This is a genomic window from Thalassolituus sp. (assembly GCF_984348125.1).
In genome coordinates this window covers 25,105-41,368 of record NZ_CFHJLR010000019.1, presented here as the reverse complement: position 1 = coordinate 41,368, position 16,264 = coordinate 25,105, and the positions used below count along the sequence as shown (strand labels likewise).

General features: G+C 50.9%; 13 protein-coding genes. 8 read left to right on the top strand and 5 right to left on the bottom strand.

Annotation, left to right across the window (positions count from 1 at the left end; genetic code table 11):
* Positions 1 to 5 precede the first annotated feature (5 nt).
* From AC5E51_RS13090 to AC5E51_RS13065, 6 genes are all read left to right on the top strand, one after another.
* The gene (locus tag AC5E51_RS13090; RefSeq protein WP_491778680.1) at positions 6 to 3,113 is read left to right on the top strand and encodes an efflux RND transporter permease subunit; all 3,108 of its coding nucleotides are present in this window, start codon (positions 6 to 8) and stop codon (positions 3,111 to 3,113) included.
* Entirely contained in the window at positions 3,110 to 3,796 is a 687-nt protein-coding gene (locus AC5E51_RS13085; protein WP_297531053.1) for a HupE/UreJ family protein, read from the top strand. The genes AC5E51_RS13090 and AC5E51_RS13085 overlap by 4 nt, the downstream gene beginning before the upstream one ends.
* Before the next feature lie 12 nt (positions 3,797 to 3,808).
* Positions 3,809 to 4,348 carry a hypothetical protein gene (locus AC5E51_RS13080; protein WP_068436985.1) on the top strand — a complete coding sequence of 180 codons (540 nt, stop codon included), beginning with the start codon at positions 3,809 to 3,811 and terminating at the stop codon, positions 4,346 to 4,348.
* Between the two features lie 22 nt (positions 4,349 to 4,370).
* On the top strand, positions 4,371 to 4,706 hold the full coding sequence (locus AC5E51_RS13075; RefSeq protein WP_297531050.1) for a DUF6488 family protein: 336 nt from the start codon (positions 4,371 to 4,373) through the stop codon (positions 4,704 to 4,706).
* 200 nt (positions 4,707 to 4,906) lie between these two features.
* Positions 4,907 to 6,247, top strand: a complete 1,341-nt coding sequence (locus AC5E51_RS13070) for a hypothetical protein (protein WP_297531048.1) — start codon at positions 4,907 to 4,909, stop codon at positions 6,245 to 6,247.
* 99 nt (positions 6,248 to 6,346) lie between these two features.
* Positions 6,347 to 8,458, top strand: a complete 2,112-nt coding sequence (locus tag AC5E51_RS13065) for a TonB-dependent receptor (protein ID WP_301378697.1) — start codon at positions 6,347 to 6,349, stop codon at positions 8,456 to 8,458.
* Between the two features lie 22 nt (positions 8,459 to 8,480).
* On the opposite strand, the gene AC5E51_RS13060 is transcribed toward AC5E51_RS13065, so the two are convergent.
* Positions 8,481 to 9,668, bottom strand: a complete 1,188-nt coding sequence (locus tag AC5E51_RS13060; RefSeq protein ID WP_301378700.1) for an ABC transporter permease — start codon at positions 9,666 to 9,668, stop codon at positions 8,481 to 8,483.
* Entirely contained in the window at positions 9,659 to 10,336 is a 678-nt protein-coding gene (locus AC5E51_RS13055; RefSeq protein ID WP_301378703.1) for an ABC transporter ATP-binding protein, read from the bottom strand. Before AC5E51_RS13055 ends, AC5E51_RS13060 begins: the two co-directional genes overlap by 10 nt.
* Positions 10,337 to 10,470: 134 nt before the next feature.
* Between AC5E51_RS13055 and AC5E51_RS13050 the strand changes: the two genes are divergently transcribed.
* A complete protein-coding gene (locus tag AC5E51_RS13050; RefSeq protein WP_301378704.1) occupies positions 10,471 to 11,175 on the top strand; it encodes a DUF3299 domain-containing protein in 705 nt (234 codons plus the stop codon).
* A gap of 14 nt (positions 11,176 to 11,189) precedes the next feature.
* Here the strand turns inward: AC5E51_RS13050 and AC5E51_RS13045 are convergent, their stop codons facing one another.
* The 3 genes from AC5E51_RS13045 to AC5E51_RS13035 form a co-directional block, all read right to left on the bottom strand.
* Positions 11,190 to 11,867: a ZrgA family zinc uptake protein gene (locus AC5E51_RS13045; RefSeq protein WP_301378706.1), complete on the bottom strand. Its 678-nt coding sequence runs from the start codon at positions 11,865 to 11,867 to the stop codon at positions 11,190 to 11,192.
* Positions 11,864 to 13,129, bottom strand: a complete 1,266-nt coding sequence (zigA, locus tag AC5E51_RS13040) for a zinc metallochaperone GTPase ZigA (RefSeq protein ID WP_301378707.1) — start codon at positions 13,127 to 13,129, stop codon at positions 11,864 to 11,866. Before zigA ends, AC5E51_RS13045 begins: the two co-directional genes overlap by 4 nt.
* A gap of 379 nt (positions 13,130 to 13,508) precedes the next feature.
* On the bottom strand, positions 13,509 to 14,615 hold the full coding sequence (locus AC5E51_RS13035; protein ID WP_068434788.1) for an AraC family transcriptional regulator: 1,107 nt from the start codon (positions 14,613 to 14,615) through the stop codon (positions 13,509 to 13,511).
* Positions 14,616 to 14,822: 207 nt separating this feature from the next.
* Between AC5E51_RS13035 and AC5E51_RS13030 the strand changes: the two genes are divergently transcribed.
* Entirely contained in the window at positions 14,823 to 16,247 is a 1,425-nt protein-coding gene (locus AC5E51_RS13030) for a DUF1254 domain-containing protein (RefSeq protein ID WP_301378710.1), read from the top strand.
* The last annotated feature ends 17 nt before the right edge of the window (positions 16,248 to 16,264 follow it).

Here is a 16,264-nt window from a genome sequence, read left to right as displayed (position 1 = left end):
TCGCCATGTTGGATTTACTGATAAAACTGGCCATTGCCCGGCGGAATCTGGTGATGGTCGTTGTCGCCATCGTTGCCCTTCTGGGTCTATGGAACTTTAACCGGCTGCCGATTGATGCCGTGCCCGACATCACTAATGTGCAGGTGATGATCAATACCGAAGCGCCCGGCTTTACTCCACTGGAAGTAGAGCAGCGTATTACTTATCCGCTGGAAACCGCACTGGCCGGATTACCTGGGCTGGAATACACCCGTTCGGTATCGCGCTACGGCCTGTCGCAGGTGATCACTATTTTCAGCGATGACACCGATATTTATTTCGCCCGCCAATTGGTCGGCGAACGCATGGCATCTGCCAGTAGTCGTCTGCCTGGTGGCTTACAGCCAGAAATGGGCCCTATCGCTACTGGTCTGGGTGAAATCTTTATGTTCACCGTGGATGCCGAGCCTGGCGCGGTAAATGCCGATGGGTCTGCCGTCACACCCATGGATCTGCGCAGTGTGCACGACTGGATTATCCGCCCGCAGCTGATGCAGGTGCCGGGCGTGGTGGAAGTAAACCCCATCGGTGGCTACGAGCGGGAAGTCGTGGTGCAGATGCAACCGCAACGCATGCTGGCTGCTGGTATCAGCAGTGCCGATATTGTGGCCGCTATCCGCGCCAACAATGAAAACCGTGGCGCCGGATTTGTTGAGCGAAATGGTGCGCAATGGCTGATGCGGATTCCGGGGCAGGCAATGCAGGCCGACGATATAGCGGCAATTACCATTACCTCTGACAATGGAAAAACGGTGCATATCAGCGACGTGGCCGAGGTGAGCATTGGCCACGGCCTGCGCACCGGCGCCGCGACCCAGAATGGCCGGGAAGTGGTGATGAGTACGGTGTTTATGCTGGTTGGTGAAAACAGCCGCACAGTGGCAAGTAATGTCGGTAAAAAACTGGCCGAGATTAATGCGTCTCTGCCTGAAGGCATTGTGGCAACGGCTGCCTACGACCGCACCGGACTGGTAGAGAAAACCCTGAGTACCGTCACCACCAATCTGGTGGAAGGTGCTTTGCTGGTGATTGTTATTTTGTTCCTGATGCTGGGCAATATCCGCGCGGCCATCCTTACCGCGCTGGTTATTCCTCTGGCAATGCTGATGACCTTTACCGGTATGGTACAGACTCGCGTCAGCGCCAACCTGATGAGTCTGGGCGCGCTTGATTTTGGTCTGCTGGTCGATGGTGCCATCATCATTGTCGAAAACTGCCTGCGTCGTCTGAGCCAGCAGACAGGTCCGCTTGCATTAAAAGAACGTCTGCAACTGGTGTTTGAAGCCACTCGGGAAGTCATCCGCCCGGCATTATTTGGTGTATTTATTATCACCGCCGTGTACGCACCGATTTTCGCCCTCGAAGGGGTCGAAGGCAAAATGTTCCACCCGATGGCCATCACCGTTGTGATTGCTCTGCTGAGTGCGATTCTGCTGTCAGTCACCTTTGTTCCAGCTGCAGTGGCCTTGCTGTTCAAAGGTCCGGTTACGGAAAAGCGCAACCCTCTGGTGTCGGCACTCATGCGCATGTATCAGCCATTATTGGCGCTGGCCCTGCAAGCTAGAGCGCCCATCATTGGGCTGGCGGCAGTGCTGGTTTTACTGAGCATCTGGCAAGCCACCAGGTTAGGCAGCGAGTTTGCCCCGAATCTGGATGAAGGTGATATTGCCATGCATGCACTGCGCATCCCAGGTACGTCTCTCAGTCAGGCCATTGCCCTGCAGGAAACACTGGAAGAACGCATCAAAGCCCTGCCGGAAGTTGAGCGGGTATTTGCCAAAATCGGTACCGCTGACGTCGCCACCGATGCTGTGCCGCCGAGTGTGGCCGATAACTTTATTATTCTGAAACCACGTGACCAGTGGCCAGATCCGAATAAGCCCAAGCAGCAGGTGATCGCCGAACTGGAAGCCCTAGTCAGTGAAATCCCTGGTAATCGTTATGAGTTTTTACAGCCCATTCAGATGCGCTTTAACGAATTACTCGCTGGTGTACGCGCCGAAGTTGCTATCAAGATTTTCGGTGACGATCTGGATGTGTTAACTGGCCTTGGCGCGTCGCTTGAGAAAATTGTTGCTGGTGTCGATGGAGCGGTGGACATTCAGACTGAGCAGGTGACCGGCTTGCCACTGCTGGAATTTATTCCGGATGCTGACGCATTACGCCGTCACGGTATCAGCCGCCAACAGCTGCAGGATCAGCTGGCCACCGCTCTGGGCGGAGAAGTCGCAGGTACCCTGTTTGAAGGAGATCGCCGGGCAGATATAACCGTACGCCTGCCTGAAACCGTACGCGCTGATATCGACGGCCTGAACTATTTACCGGTGACCGTTGCACACGGGCAGGTTGTTCCACTGCAGGAGCTGATCACACTCAGTGAAAACATCGGTGTTAATCAGGTAAACCGCGAAAATGGTAAACGCCGTCTGGTGGTCACCGCCAACGTTCGCGGTCGCGATCTTGGCAGTTTTGTGGAAGCCGTGCGCAATGCTGTTGGTGATGAACTGGATATTCCCGCAGGCTACTGGGTGGAATATGGCGGTACCTATCAGAAGCTGCAGTCCGCGTCACAAAGACTGATGATTGTTGTGCCAGTAACTTTGCTGATGATCGTTGGTTTGCTGGTACTGGCACTGAATTCTGTGCGCGACGCACTGGTCATTTTTACCGGTGTTCCACTGGCCTTAACCGGCGGCGTACTGGCGCTGACCGTGCGTGATATTCCCTTTTCGATTTCTGCGGCCGTAGGATTTATTGCCCTGTCGGGTATCGCCATTCTGAACGCATTAGTGATGGTGTCGTTTATCCGGGAATTACAGCGCTCTGGGCAAAGTCTTGAGCAGGCTATCGTTGAAGGTGCACTGACGCGTCTGCGTCCGGTGATTACCACTGCACTGGTAGCGTCACTGGGTTTTGTCCCGATGGCACTGAACACAGGTATCGGTTCAGAAGTACAACGACCACTGGCAACCGTCGTGATTGGTGGTGTTATTTCTTCTACGATTCTGACCTTGTTTGTGATTCCGGCACTATACCGTCTGGTGCATCGTAGTGAAAAACGAGGGAATGCATGAAATTGTCTATAACACGTCTTGTACTTTTACTCGCCATGTTAACCACAGCGTCCTTCGCTGTGGCCCATGGCGTTGACGACAACACCCGCATCTTCTTACAGCAGAACACCGGCGTTCAGTTTGTGCCGTTCCTGTACATTGGGGCCAAGCACATGATCACGGGTTACGATCATCTGTTGTTTCTGGTCGGGGTGATTTTCTTTCTTTATCGCAGCCGCGAAGTACTGCTGTATGTCAGCCTGTTTACCCTTGGGCACAGCATTACGCTGATGTCCGGGGTGCTGGCCAATATTCAGGTGAATGCTTACCTGATCGACGCCATTATCGGTTTGTCAGTGCTGTATAAGGGCTTTGATAACCTGGGTGGCTTCAAACAGTTACTGGGCTTTCAGCCGGACACCCGTCTGGCAGTGCTGATCTTCGGGTTATTTCATGGCTTTGGTCTGGCGACGAAACTGCAGGAGTTTCATATCCCGGAAGACGGCCTGCTGACCAATCTGATCGCTTTCAATATTGGCGTCGAACTCGGGCAGTTTGCGGCACTGGGGCTGATTCTGATTCTGATATCCGCGTGGCGTCACTCAGCGACGTTCGGGCGTTTCGCTGTGCTGACCAACACGCTTTTAATGGCCTGCGGAGTGATGCTGACGGGTTATCAGCTCACTGGCTATTTTTCTTCCTGAGGACGGTTTTCTATGACAACGCAAAGCACACAACTTCAGACCTCGGCCAAACAACTTTGGCTGGCGACCGCTGCGGCGTTTGTGATTGGTCTTGTTACACTGGTGCTGGTGATTATGCCTGCGGAATACAACATTGACCCTACGGGTGTCGGGTCCGCATTGGGCCTGACCGCGCTGTCGCCTGAAAAACTTGCCGAAGCGGAGACAGAAGCAGCTAAGGCTTCCGCTAAAGCAATGGATGGTATGGCGACGGTAGTTCTACCGCCTGCGAGCGGTAAAGAATTTAAACTGGAAATGACCGCCGGTGAACAGGTCGATTTTGAATGGATCACCGACGGAGATGTCGTATATGTGGATATGCACGGCGAACCATTTGATGATCCTACCGGCTATTTTAAAAGCTATGCTGTGACCACCACCAATGAAATGAAAGGCAGCTTCACCGCCGCTTTTGAAGGCACACATGGTTGGTACTTCCGTAATGACAGTAACGCTGAAGTCACAGTGCAGCTGTTTTATGAAGGCCAATATAAAAATCCAAAAATGATGTAAACCCAATACAGGAGATATGGATATGAAATCGTTACTTATTACCGCCGCAATGTCGCTGGCCGTGTACTCAGGTCAGGCTCTGTCACATGGCTCTCATGGCGTCGTGGATGCTGATGGCGCAAAAATGGCTGCAGCTCGTATGGTTCAGAAAATGACGGTACGTGACTTCGGATTTAAGGCGGGTCAGCTGGCACCGGAATGGCGCAATATCAGCGAGTCTCAGGTTGCCGTTAGAGAGACTGGCGAAGGCTTTTATATCATTGAAGTGACCAAAGCTGAAAGCGAAGACAAGGTCTATGTAAAGGTACTCAGAAACGGTGATGTGAGCAATGTAAGTACTACTTACCCACAACAATAGCGCTTACTCAGACACCACCAGCCTCTTCTGTAACAGGAAGGGGCTCAATGACCGAACCTCGCCCTCCTCAATACCAACAGTATCTCAACATTTAACTTGCCACACTCACTTGTTGATATGTTATATTGTAACCACATAATTTACTGGTGGTGCAGTATACGTCTGTGACCATGACACTTACGGATGAAGGATTTATGACCATGGCTTCGTTTTATGAAAGTGAGCTGAGCAAATCACTATTAGTGCTGGCAATGGCAGGCACCCTGGCGGCTTGTGGTGGTGGCTCAGGCAGTAGCTCAGATAGTGACCACGACGACGATGACCACTCAGAAGAAGAGCATGCAGGAGGTCGCCTGATTTACTCAGTTTCTGACGATTCTGGCCTGAATATGTACGACCAGACCGTAGAGTCTGATGATGCGTATTCGACCGACGTAATTGCAACTTCTACATCCGGCTCCACTCTGGTGCTGGCTAAGAGCGGTCTGACTGCTGCTCTGTTAGACGGTGGTGCTGTTTCTATTGTCGATTCAGGTCTCGAACACCTGGTGGATGAGGACGGTCATACACACGACGTTTCATCGGCCGCAACCACTCTGACGTCGGGAATCACTACAGTCATCACGACTCACGAATACTTCTCTGCCTATGACGGCAGCACAAGCACTGTCCTGAATGCAGAAGATGGGGCTGTCGTAACCACCTGGACGTCTGTTGATTACCCAACACTGGCACTGGCCGGTGGCCACTATCTTACGTTCACCGATATCGACGGCAGTATAACCATCGAAGTTAAGGAGGCTGATGGTGAATCCCTGACCGCCCCTGTCAGCGCTACCTGTAATGGTGATATCACAGCAACCGCTCAGACAGAGCATCTGACTCAGATTTTATGCAGTAATGATTCGTTGCTTTCAGTTATCGCTGCCGAAGGCGAGACCGATACCAGCTTCACGATCACAACAGATACCAGCACAACCGTCGCTGACCTGACCAACTTAACGGCGACCTTCTCGACCTACGACGTTATTGCTGGCTGGAGCACTGAGGCCAATAAGCTGGTGCTATCCAAAGCACACAGTGACCATGTCGATACCGCAGATATCTCTTCAGAATTAGTGGCGGATGGCATTATTACCGTTGCAGCACCAAGCAGTGACGAATCAGAAGCACTTGGCGTGCTCGGTACCAGCGGTCGCTTTCTTGCTCTTTTCTATCACGCCGAAGGCGAAGAGCTGACGATTGAAGGCAGCAGTAAATTCGATCTCGACACGTCAATCAGCTGGTCCGCATCGGATCTTTTACTCGCTGATTCCGAGGCCTTTATCGCAGTGAATCTTGCTGGCAACACATTGTTCTTCATTGATGGCCATGACGGAGAAAGCTACCACCTCCACTCCAGCGCGGAGGGCAGCTCTGACCTGAGTGCACTTGCAAGTGCGGTGCTCGCTCATGCGCAGGACGATCACGATCATGATGAAGACCATGACGATGAGCACGACCATGATGAGGAAGACGGTGAATCAGACCACGACCACTGATCACTGAGCCCACTCCCTCGCATGGAAGCCCGGCCCTCAGGTGCCCGGGCTTTCTTTGTTTTCTGATATTATGCGCGTCTGATTTTTATAGGTTCCGGTATGAATTTTCGTCTTTCTGTTGTGACTCTGAGTCTGCTTGCAGCCACCTCCTATGCAGCCCCTGCCAATGAAAAAACGCTGGATACGATCGTGGTTACGGGCGGTGGTGACCGCTCCGTATATGATACGGCACAGCCTGTTTCTGTGTTAGATACCGACGATATTCATAAAAATGCTGGTGACAATTTAGGCACCCTGCTGGAGTCTCTGCCGGGCGTTGCCAACGCCTCTTTTGGCGCTGGAGTCGGACGTCCGGTGATCCGCGGCATGAGCGGCAGTCGCGTAAAAATCCTGCAGAACGGCACCGACACTTCGGATTTATCGGCCATGAGTTCAGACCACAGCCCCATGGCTGAGCCGAGCGCAGGTGAACAAATTGAAATTGTATATGGGCCATCGACGCTGCTATACGGTGGCGGTGCGATTGGTGGCGTGGTTAACGTGATCGATGGTCGCATCCACGAAATTATTGTTCCGGGCATTCGCGGTCAGGTTTCAGCGAAATACTCTTCTGTCGATGAGGGCCAGCATCTCGAAGGTATGCTCGACCTCGGCAAAGGTAACTGGAATCTGCATCTCGATGGTTTTAGTCGGGATGCTTCTGACTACTCCAGCGGCGAGCAAGGCGATATTCCCACCGGCAATAATTCAGGCGAGATTGAAAACAGCGACACCTCAGGCAGTGGTGGTGCCATTGGTTTGAGCTGGGTCGATAGCCAATATGGTTTTATAGGCGGGTCTGTCAGTACTCTCGAATACGACTACGCAGTGCCAAACCTGGATGAAGAGAGCTTCCGGGTCACACCAGAACAGATCCGCTATGACCTTAAAGGTGCCTGGACACCCATGACAGGCATCATCGAAGAGTGGCGCACCGAAATTACCTTTAATGACTACGAGCATGCCGAAACTGGTCATCGTAATGACGATACTAGTGCACCCTTTGTAGATATCGGTTTATTTGATAAAGAAACCTGGGAGTTTGTTACCCGCATCAAGCATTCGGAAATTGCCGGCTGGCATGGTCATGCTGGAATTCAATACAACCAGCAGGATCTGGAACTTTGTCATGATCACGGCGGCTGCGAAGGTATCCCTTCATTTGACGAATCAGGTGACGATGCAATCGGGTTTAACCTGGCGAATAGCGAGCGTGGTGGAGACCTCTACGGCCACGACACACCAATGCCAATCACCCGCACAGAGCAGGTAGGTATCTTCCTCGTTGAGCACCGTGATACTGGATTTGGCTCACTGGAGTTAGGGGCACGGATAGATCAGGTTACGATCTCTTCCGATCCTTCTTCGATTGATCCTGTATGGCGTCAGGCTGACAGTTATTACGATGACTACACCTTTACGCCAGTCACTTTGTCTGCGGCCAGCACCTGGTTACTGGATGATTATCAGCGTATCGGTTTGAGCCTCGCACGCGCGCAACGAGCACCGGAAGCGCCGGAATTATTCTGGAACGGTGATCACCACGCCACCTTTGCTTTCCAGCTCGACAACCCTGACCTCGACATTGAAACCGCGCATACCATCGACCTGAACTGGATCTGGAAGTCGGATAACAATGAAATCCGCCTGGCCACTTATTACTATCAGTTCGATGACTACATCTATAACGATCTGAAATCAGAGACTGATCCTTTTCACGGTAATGATGTGTACCGCCATGAACAGGAGGACGCCAGCTTCACAGGCGCAGAAGCCAGCTGGTCACATATAGTAACCATGAACTGGTCGTTTGATTTAAGTGCTGATGTCGTTAACGCAAAACTTGACGATGGCCGGCACCTTCCACGTACACCACCAGCGAGTTTTCTGGCCGGTCTTGAGTGGGGAAATCAGAGTTGGGAAGCACGCACTGAATTACGCGCCGTTGCTGAGCAATCAAACACCGCTGACAATGAAACCACGTCTGACGGATATCTGATGCTTAATGCGTCTGTGGGTTATCAGTTTCTGCTCAATAACTCTGAGCTGACGCTGAGACTCGATGGACGCAACCTGACCGACCAGTATGCGGTTAATCATGTATCGTATCTCAAGCGCGCAGCACCACTACCCGGGCGTGACATCCGCTTCGGCGTCCGCTGGGCATTCTGATACATTCGATTCTGACATCAGGTCACGGACGCCGTGCCCTGATGTACATCGCCAACGCCGGGAGTGCTCCGGTCAACAGAGCACTGCCTACGACGATCAAAGACAGTACCAGCGTATTCAGTGTGAAGATATCAGCGCTGATATTAATTCCGAAAGCACCCGCCAGATAGCCCTGCCCTAACGCAAACGCCAGCCAGACAAATAGCAAAGACGCACAAAGACCGGCTAAGGTTATCAGCAGTACCTCCAGCTCACTCAGTAAAAACAGATAAAAAGGAGACGCCCCCGCCATCCTTAATAACTGAATTTCGTGGCGACGTTCGCGCACCGAACTGAGGAGCATAGCACTGAGCCCCAACAAGGCGGATAAGAGAACCAGCACACCAATAAAACGCAGTGTCTGCTCCAAAATGCCCATCATCTGCCATAATTCGCTCAATGCGACGCCTGGCAGAATTGCCATTACAGGTTCGGCCTTATAATTATTGACTGTCCGCTGCAGTGAAAAAACGCCGATACGGGACTTCAGCGCAACCATAAAGGCGGTAATGCTCTCGGGGTCACCCGTGTACTGAGCACTGTTATGAATCGCCTTCAGGCCTTGCAGGCTAACATGCACAGTCTGATCTACTGGCGTGCCGGTGGGCTCTAAAACGCCGGTTACCGTAAAAGGTGAGCCTTTATGTAAATTAAAATCAGCCGATGAAATTCCATGCGACAGTAGTATTTCCGATCCGGGTGAATAGCCAAGCTCGCGAGCGACGGCAGACCCGAGAACCACTTCAAATGCGTCAGAAAATTCCCGACCATCGGCAAAAATCAGTGGATGCTTAGCACCGTAGCTGAAGTAGCGAAAATAATCCTGATTAGTTCCGAGTACCCGATAGCCTTTGTGAGAATCCCCTAGCGAAAGTGGAATCGACCATTTTATTTCGTCAGACGCAGAAATATCTTCATAAGTGGACCACGAAATATTATTGGTCGGCGCCCCCACACGAAATACCGAATACAACAAAAGATTCAGGCTGCCGGTGCGAGCACCAATAATCAGATCGGCTCCGGAGACTGTGCTGGCAAAACTCTCTTTGGTCTGCACACGGATATGTTCAACGCTGATCAACACGCTGATGCTGACAATCAGAGCCAGCAACGTCATAACAACGGACGTTTTTCTATCGATCAGACTCTTGTAGGCAATTTTCAGAAACATGACTTCGCTCCTGCCCGGTTAATATCGGCTAACACATCGGTGCGGTCAAAATCGCAGGCGAGTGTCGGGTCATGGCTGACAAAAATAAGCGTACTTTGGTAGGCATCGCAAAGGTCCATAAGCGTTGCCATAAAGGCTGTACGGTTCTTCTGATCCAGAGCAGACGTTGGCTCATCCGCGATAATAAGGCGTGGAGAGTTAAATAATGCCCGCGCAATAGCGACCCGCTGCTGCTGACCAATACTCAGGCTCTGTCCCGGTAACCGCCAGACAGAATCCGGGAGCTGCAGCTGCTCTAACAGCTCCTGAGCACGGCCGATCCCATTGCGCTTAACCTTTTTACTGAATTCGTTTGCCAACAGGATGTTATCAACCGCATTAAGATAAGGAATCAGATTGAACTGCTGAAAAATATAACCAATATTCCCGGCACGGAAACGATCACGCTGACGCTGGTTTAACTGATCAACCCGCTCGTCCAGAAGTGTAATCTGGCCCGAGGTCGCCGGGAGAATTCCAGCAATCAGATTTAACAAGGTCGATTTTCCTGAACCTGACTCCCCCTGTAAAAATACCTTCTCGCCTGCAGCCACTTCCCACCGGGGGATGTTCAGCAAAATATCGTGATCATGATAAGAAAATATGAGGTCTTGCAGAACAACAGACATGGGACGATCCTGTAGAAAGCAACCAAGAGGTGGATGCCAGGTGCAACGTTGCTATAACATAACACAAGTATATTTAATCTCAATGTCAGTTGTGATGCTGTACAGCATCAGCTAATTCAATTCAGGTTTTTACGATGAATCCATTATTCAGACTGCTAGGGCTAACCGCCTTCGGCCTCATTTTCAGCGCCTGTACAGAGAACGCCGATCCAGCCGGTACCAATGACAGTACTGCCGATGTCAGTCAACAGAAGACAGAAGTAGCCGGTGTCGAACAGGAACAACCCATCAGGGCCCCAGAACCTCTGCCCGTGCTCCCCAAAGAGTCTTTTACATCGGTTGACTGGACGGACCTTATCCCTGAAATGGATCTGATGGCATTAAAAAATCCACCTGAAGCCTTGATGAATATCGAAGATGGATCGGAAGAAGATGTCATCGGCGGAAAGCTTAATAATAATGAAGGCAGCGGCGTGTATGGAGATAATGAGGACCTCGCGGACTCTGCATTTCAACGTGCACTCGTTTCAACAAATACAGTAAGTGAGATGCAGGGAAAGCACATCAAGCTGCCCGGCTTTATCGTGCCTCTGGATTTCGATGATGATCAGACCATCACCGAATTTTTTCTGGTTCCTTACTTTGGCGCCTGTCTCCATTTGCCGCCCCCGCCACCTAATCAGATCATCTATATCTCACACCCTGATGGTATTCAGGTCGATGCGTTATACGATCCATTCTGGCTTTACGGCACTCTGGATACCGGCATTATTGAAAACACGACAGCGAAGTCGGCCTATCGTATGCGACTCCATCATATAGAGCCTTACTACGAGTAAGGCTCAGAGCACAATCAGAAATGGATAGTATGATCTTTTGCTGTCAGTTCTTTCGTGCCGGTGCTGTCCTCGGTCAACCAGACCGCTTTCAGGACCTTCAGGTCAGGAAACTCGGTCGATAGTTCAACTGCCATAGATTCAGGCAACTGCCCGTCTTCGCACTCGAAGGTATACTCTGCAATAACATCCGATGCTTCGCTATCAGACTGCGGAACTTCAACTCCTGAGCCCGCAACGACCGTACAGTCGGCACCAGTAAACTGGAACAGCGAACTGGCATCATTCAACTTCTTGTGCGCTGCGGCAACCTTAGTACGCTCTTCTTTGTTTTCAGCGACATGCTCAAAACCAATAATATCCGCCGCTGGCGTCTGTAGATAAACCGTCACCATACTGCCTTCTACGGCAACATTCAGGTGGCCTACACCATGAATATGGGCACCATGGTGCTCTCCACCGTGGTGATCATGCCCCTGATGATCGCTCTCCTGATGGTCAGGGTGTTCATCATGGTCATGGCTTTCATGATGCTCATGCTCTTCATGGTGATCATGCGATTCGGCGGCTGCGACGCCTGCACTCATGACCGTCAGCATTGATGCAACCATCAATGCTACGGAGGAAGAAACACGCACCGCAGGAAACAGTGCATAATTATGAATCGCGTGTTTAACAGGTCGTTTCAATGTCATACATTCTCCGTTTCGGGTTCCGGCGATGCCTCAGCGTTCTGCTCATTATCACCGCTTCGGTCCCACGATGGAAATGGATCAGGTAAGGTTTGCCAGTAGCTCTTACCTTCCAGTAGCTCGTCATCGGTCAGCAGGCAGCGATCAAGTGCCTCTGTAACGCTTTCCTGATCCAGATTCTGACCAATAAACACCAGTTCCTGACGCATATCGCCAAACGGCTCAACCCACTGCGCCTTAATCGACTCAAGGTATTCCGGGTCGGTTGGCCAGTACTCTTCAGGTACCGCTTTCCAGAACATTCCGGCGAAGCCGTACCGGGCAATACCCCCCGCCTGACTCCATTGCCCTGCAAACTCCGGTCGCGTCGCCAGCCAGAAATACCCTTTCGAGCGGATCAGTTTTCCGTACTCTTTGGTGTTGTGCAGGAAATGGTGAAACTTCTCAGGGTGAAACGGGCGTCGGGCAGTATAAGTAAAACTTGAGATCCCATACTCTTCCGTTTCTGGGATGTGCTCACCGCGCATTTCCTTTAACCAGCCCGGCGCCTGCTGTGCCCGGTCAAAGTCAAAACTACCGGTGCCGAGTACTTCCCCCACATTAATATCGCCATGCTGGATGGGTACGATGCGCGCACTTGTGTTAAGCGTTCTGATGATCGCCTTCAAACGCTCAACGTCTTCCGCAGGCGCAAGGTCGGTTTTACTGATCAGGATAACGTCAGCAAACTCCACCTGATCGACCAGCAAATCACTGACGCTACGTTCGTCCTCTTCGCCCAGCGACTCGCCCGTTTCGGCCAGGGCTTTGGCCTCGTCGTAGTCGCGTATAAAGTTAACCGCATCCACAACAGTCACCATAGTATCCAGAGTCGCAACATCAGAAAGTGATGTGCCGTCTTCATCAGCGAAAGTAAAGGTTTCGGCGACAGGCAAAGGCTCTGATATACCAGTGGATTCAATCACCAGGTAATCGAACCGACCTTCTTTAGCCAGCTTTCCAACTTCGACCAGCAGGTCTTCACGTAATGTACAGCAGATACAGCCATTGCTCATTTCCACGAGCTTTTCTTCGCTGCGATTCAACGTCACCTCGTTACGGACGATGTTGGAATCGATATTGATTTCACTCATGTCATTGACGATAACCGCAACACGTCGCCCTTCACGATTATTCAGGATATGACTGAGAATCGTTGTTTTGCCTGCTCCCAGAAAACCTGAAAGCACGGTGACGGGAAGTTTTTCTGCGGGGGAAACTTGCATAGGAGGCCTCATCTCTCGGTCACGTCAGGGACGACGTCCAGTATATGTCTTGATAGCTAATGTTACCTTATAACATAACAATGAGACTAATCAAGAGATCCACTACAGGGGCTTCAATTGAGGCAAGTACCGCCCTGCAGTCTATATTCGAGTCAGGTGACAGTATTGTCAGCACCTGCGAGCTTCGAAGGCACATCGTCAGTTAAATGAGGAATAACTCCCACTGACGGGGGAGAGTGATGACCCTACTCGCATTTCGGCGGGTATAGAACACGTCGACGACATTATTTCCGACGTCTTTCAGGCACTCGATAAAGCCTGAATAAATAGGTAATAGAAAAGGAGTGGCTGAAGAATTTCATCCACTCCTTTTATACTCTCAGCGATAATGCTCTGAGCGCATGGCTCTGAATTCGCCCGGTGTCATACGCGTCCACTGTTTAAAGGCACGATAGAAAACGGCGGTATCCTTAAATCCTAGTAAAAAAGCAATATCGTCGAGGGTTAACTCATCGGCCAGTAGATATTCTTTTGCTTTGGTTAATCTCACATCGGCCAGCAACTCCCGGCAGCTCGTGCCTTCATCTGCCAGACGACGCTGCAGCGTTCTGGGCGTTACTGCAAGAATCTCAGCTAACAGTATTTTTGTTGGCTCGCCATAGCTCAGAAGAAGCTCAAGTAATAACCGGCAACGCTGACTCCAGCTCTCTTCGCTCACCTGCTGACGATGAATTACTTCAAGTGCCTGAATATCACGAAAGGCCTGCTCACTTAACGATGGCGATGCATCAAAATCACGAATTTCGTTCGTGCTGGTAAAGGTCACCTGGGTGAACGGCTCTCCAAATTCTGGGCAACAACCAAGCATGCGTTGATACTCTTCAGCAGGTAGTGCATTTGAGTTTGTAAAACGTACCGCTGAAGGTGTCAGTCCATAGCAGTCTAGGATGGCATCGCATGCGGATGAGACAACGCCTTCTATCTGATGACGGCTGACATAAATATCAGGGTGAGGATGAAAAGTAAGTGTTATCTCATCGGCGCCGCGCTCAACCCCCACGCTAAAAACATCTGTTGTAATGGTCAGGTAGCGCTTTAACATGCAGCAATAATCAAACAGAGTCAGATGATTCTGTTTGAAAAAGAATTCCAGGCGAGGGTGTTTACGGCTTGAGAATGGCCCAAGACGTAATCCAAGAGCATCCTCACCTAACCAGTCCGAAATAAGATCCAGGTTACGTCCGACAGACTCCGCCGAGACTCTGCACTGCCCGGCAAAGGAATCCATTAATCCTTCTACCATACGTTTTACGGCAAGATACTCGCTCTCTCTGTTTACACTCTCGAGAAAATCCTCAAGCGCTTGCAAATGGGAAACAACGGTATCTGCAGCAACGGTCGGTTCGACAGCAAAGACAGGTTTTTCAGGTCGGAGGGCGGCCATTGGCATGTCCTGCACTGATTGATAGCTCGCTTCTGTTTCCATGTTGAAATCCTCTTATGTCTCTTAAAAAGCCACCGTCTGCTGTGATGGCTTTATCCGCTACGTTCTCTACAAAGCGTTACAAAACTAGCCTGACTATCCCGCACCTGAATTCAGTTTGTCTCAATTCGTTATACGGATCGCCCGTGTTTGAGCGCTAGGCTGAACAGCACCACTCATTCACCAACTAACAATAATCACAGGTGTCCGATGAACACATCATATTCCGACAAACGGCGCGTTAAGCTGACCAACGCACTTAAATCCGCTCTGTTGTTTGTATTAATTGCTACTAGCCAGTACGCAAAGGCAACGACGACCACTGCCATCGCAATGGAAGGCTATATATACGGTTTCCCTATCGTTTTGATGGACGAAACCCGCAAAGGAATGACAGGTCCTGAGCGTTCCTGCACCTTCGGCGCAGACATTAATACCTTCAAGCACGTCTTCGAGCTGCCCGATCCCGACTTCAAAGCCGTCGTCCGACCCAACGTCGATACTCTTTATTCTTCTGCCATGCTGGACCTCTCAGAAAGTCCGGTTATTCTGACTCTTCCAGAGGTTACAGACAGATACGTACTGATGGCCCTTCTGGATGCATGGTCGAATAACTTTGCCGGAATAGATACAACTGGCGATAACACACTCGCTGGCCAGTACGTGATTACCGGCCCTCAGTGGCGCGGCCAGATTCCGCATAATATGACTCATATATCAGCACCTACCGATCTTGTATGGATCATTGGCCGGACCGAGCTACTGGCAGACAACGATATCGAGGCGGTCAACCGAATTCAGCGACAGTATCGTTTGAAGACTTACCGCAGCCGACGTGGCAGCGATCACAACCAGACTGTAGATTGCCTGAAAGACGACGAGAAAGAGCCCCCCATCGATGTCGTTCTCAAAATGAATGGTGAAGAGTTCTTCACGCGGCTATCCAGTCTGATGCTGGAAAACCCACCTCCCGCCGACCAGAAAGGCATGGAATGGTTACTAGGGCAGATAAACACAGGGCGCTATGCAAAAGGTGACGTCGAAGATTTACCACAACATAAAAAACGCGCGCTTGATGAAGGTATCCGCCTTGGGCAAGGCAGCATCGACGGTGCGAAAAAGCTTCTCGGTATTGGTGGATGGGGGCCGAACCCAAAACTGATTCCGCTAGGAGATTACGGTAAGCGATATTTTATAAGAGCAGTGGTTGCCCAGGTCGGGTTTGGGGCCAATCAGAATAAATACGCTGTCTACCAGAATGCTGAAAGAGATAGCCAGTTGCAGAAAATGCACGGCAATAATGATTACACCTTTACCCTGAAGGCGGATGATATGCCAGATGTCGGGGCCTTCTGGTCGATTACCGCGTACGGTGATGATGGATTCCTGAAAGACAACACGCACGCATCTTCTCTAGGAATCGAGCGTTATGCACTGAGTAGTAATACGCCTTTAGAGCTGGATGAAAATGGTGATACCACTCTTTATATTTCATCTCAGCCACCACAAGGCGTTCCATTGAGTAACTGGCTTCCGGTGCCTACTGATTATTTTCAGTTAACGCTACGTTTCTATGATCCGGGAGAGCAGATACTGAATGCGGAATGGCAAGCGCCTGCGGTAGAAAAACAATAACGTACCTTTCAGCTGGG

Coding starts and splice junctions, on each gene's coding strand:
- AC5E51_RS13090 (WP_491778680.1), top strand. CDS start 6: ATGTTGGATTTACTGATAAAACTGGCCATTGCCCGGCGGAATCTGGTG.
- AC5E51_RS13085 (WP_297531053.1), top strand. CDS start 3,110: ATGAAATTGTCTATAACACGTCTTGTACTTTTACTCGCCATGTTAACC.
- AC5E51_RS13080 (WP_068436985.1), top strand. CDS start 3,809: ATGACAACGCAAAGCACACAACTTCAGACCTCGGCCAAACAACTTTGG.
- AC5E51_RS13075 (WP_297531050.1), top strand. CDS start 4,371: ATGAAATCGTTACTTATTACCGCCGCAATGTCGCTGGCCGTGTACTCA.
- AC5E51_RS13070 (WP_297531048.1), top strand. CDS start 4,907: ATGGCTTCGTTTTATGAAAGTGAGCTGAGCAAATCACTATTAGTGCTG.
- AC5E51_RS13065 (WP_301378697.1), top strand. CDS start 6,347: ATGAATTTTCGTCTTTCTGTTGTGACTCTGAGTCTGCTTGCAGCCACC.
- AC5E51_RS13060 (WP_301378700.1), bottom strand. CDS start 9,668: ATGTTTCTGAAAATTGCCTACAAGAGTCTGATCGATAGAAAAACGTCC.
- AC5E51_RS13055 (WP_301378703.1), bottom strand. CDS start 10,336: ATGTCTGTTGTTCTGCAAGACCTCATATTTTCTTATCATGATCACGAT.
- AC5E51_RS13050 (WP_301378704.1), top strand. CDS start 10,471: ATGAATCCATTATTCAGACTGCTAGGGCTAACCGCCTTCGGCCTCATT.
- AC5E51_RS13045 (WP_301378706.1), bottom strand. CDS start 11,867: ATGACATTGAAACGACCTGTTAAACACGCGATTCATAATTATGCACTG.
- zigA (WP_301378707.1), bottom strand. CDS start 13,129: ATGCAAGTTTCCCCCGCAGAAAAACTTCCCGTCACCGTGCTTTCAGGT.
- AC5E51_RS13035 (WP_068434788.1), bottom strand. CDS start 14,615: ATGGAAACAGAAGCGAGCTATCAATCAGTGCAGGACATGCCAATGGCC.
- AC5E51_RS13030 (WP_301378710.1), top strand. CDS start 14,823: ATGAACACATCATATTCCGACAAACGGCGCGTTAAGCTGACCAACGCA.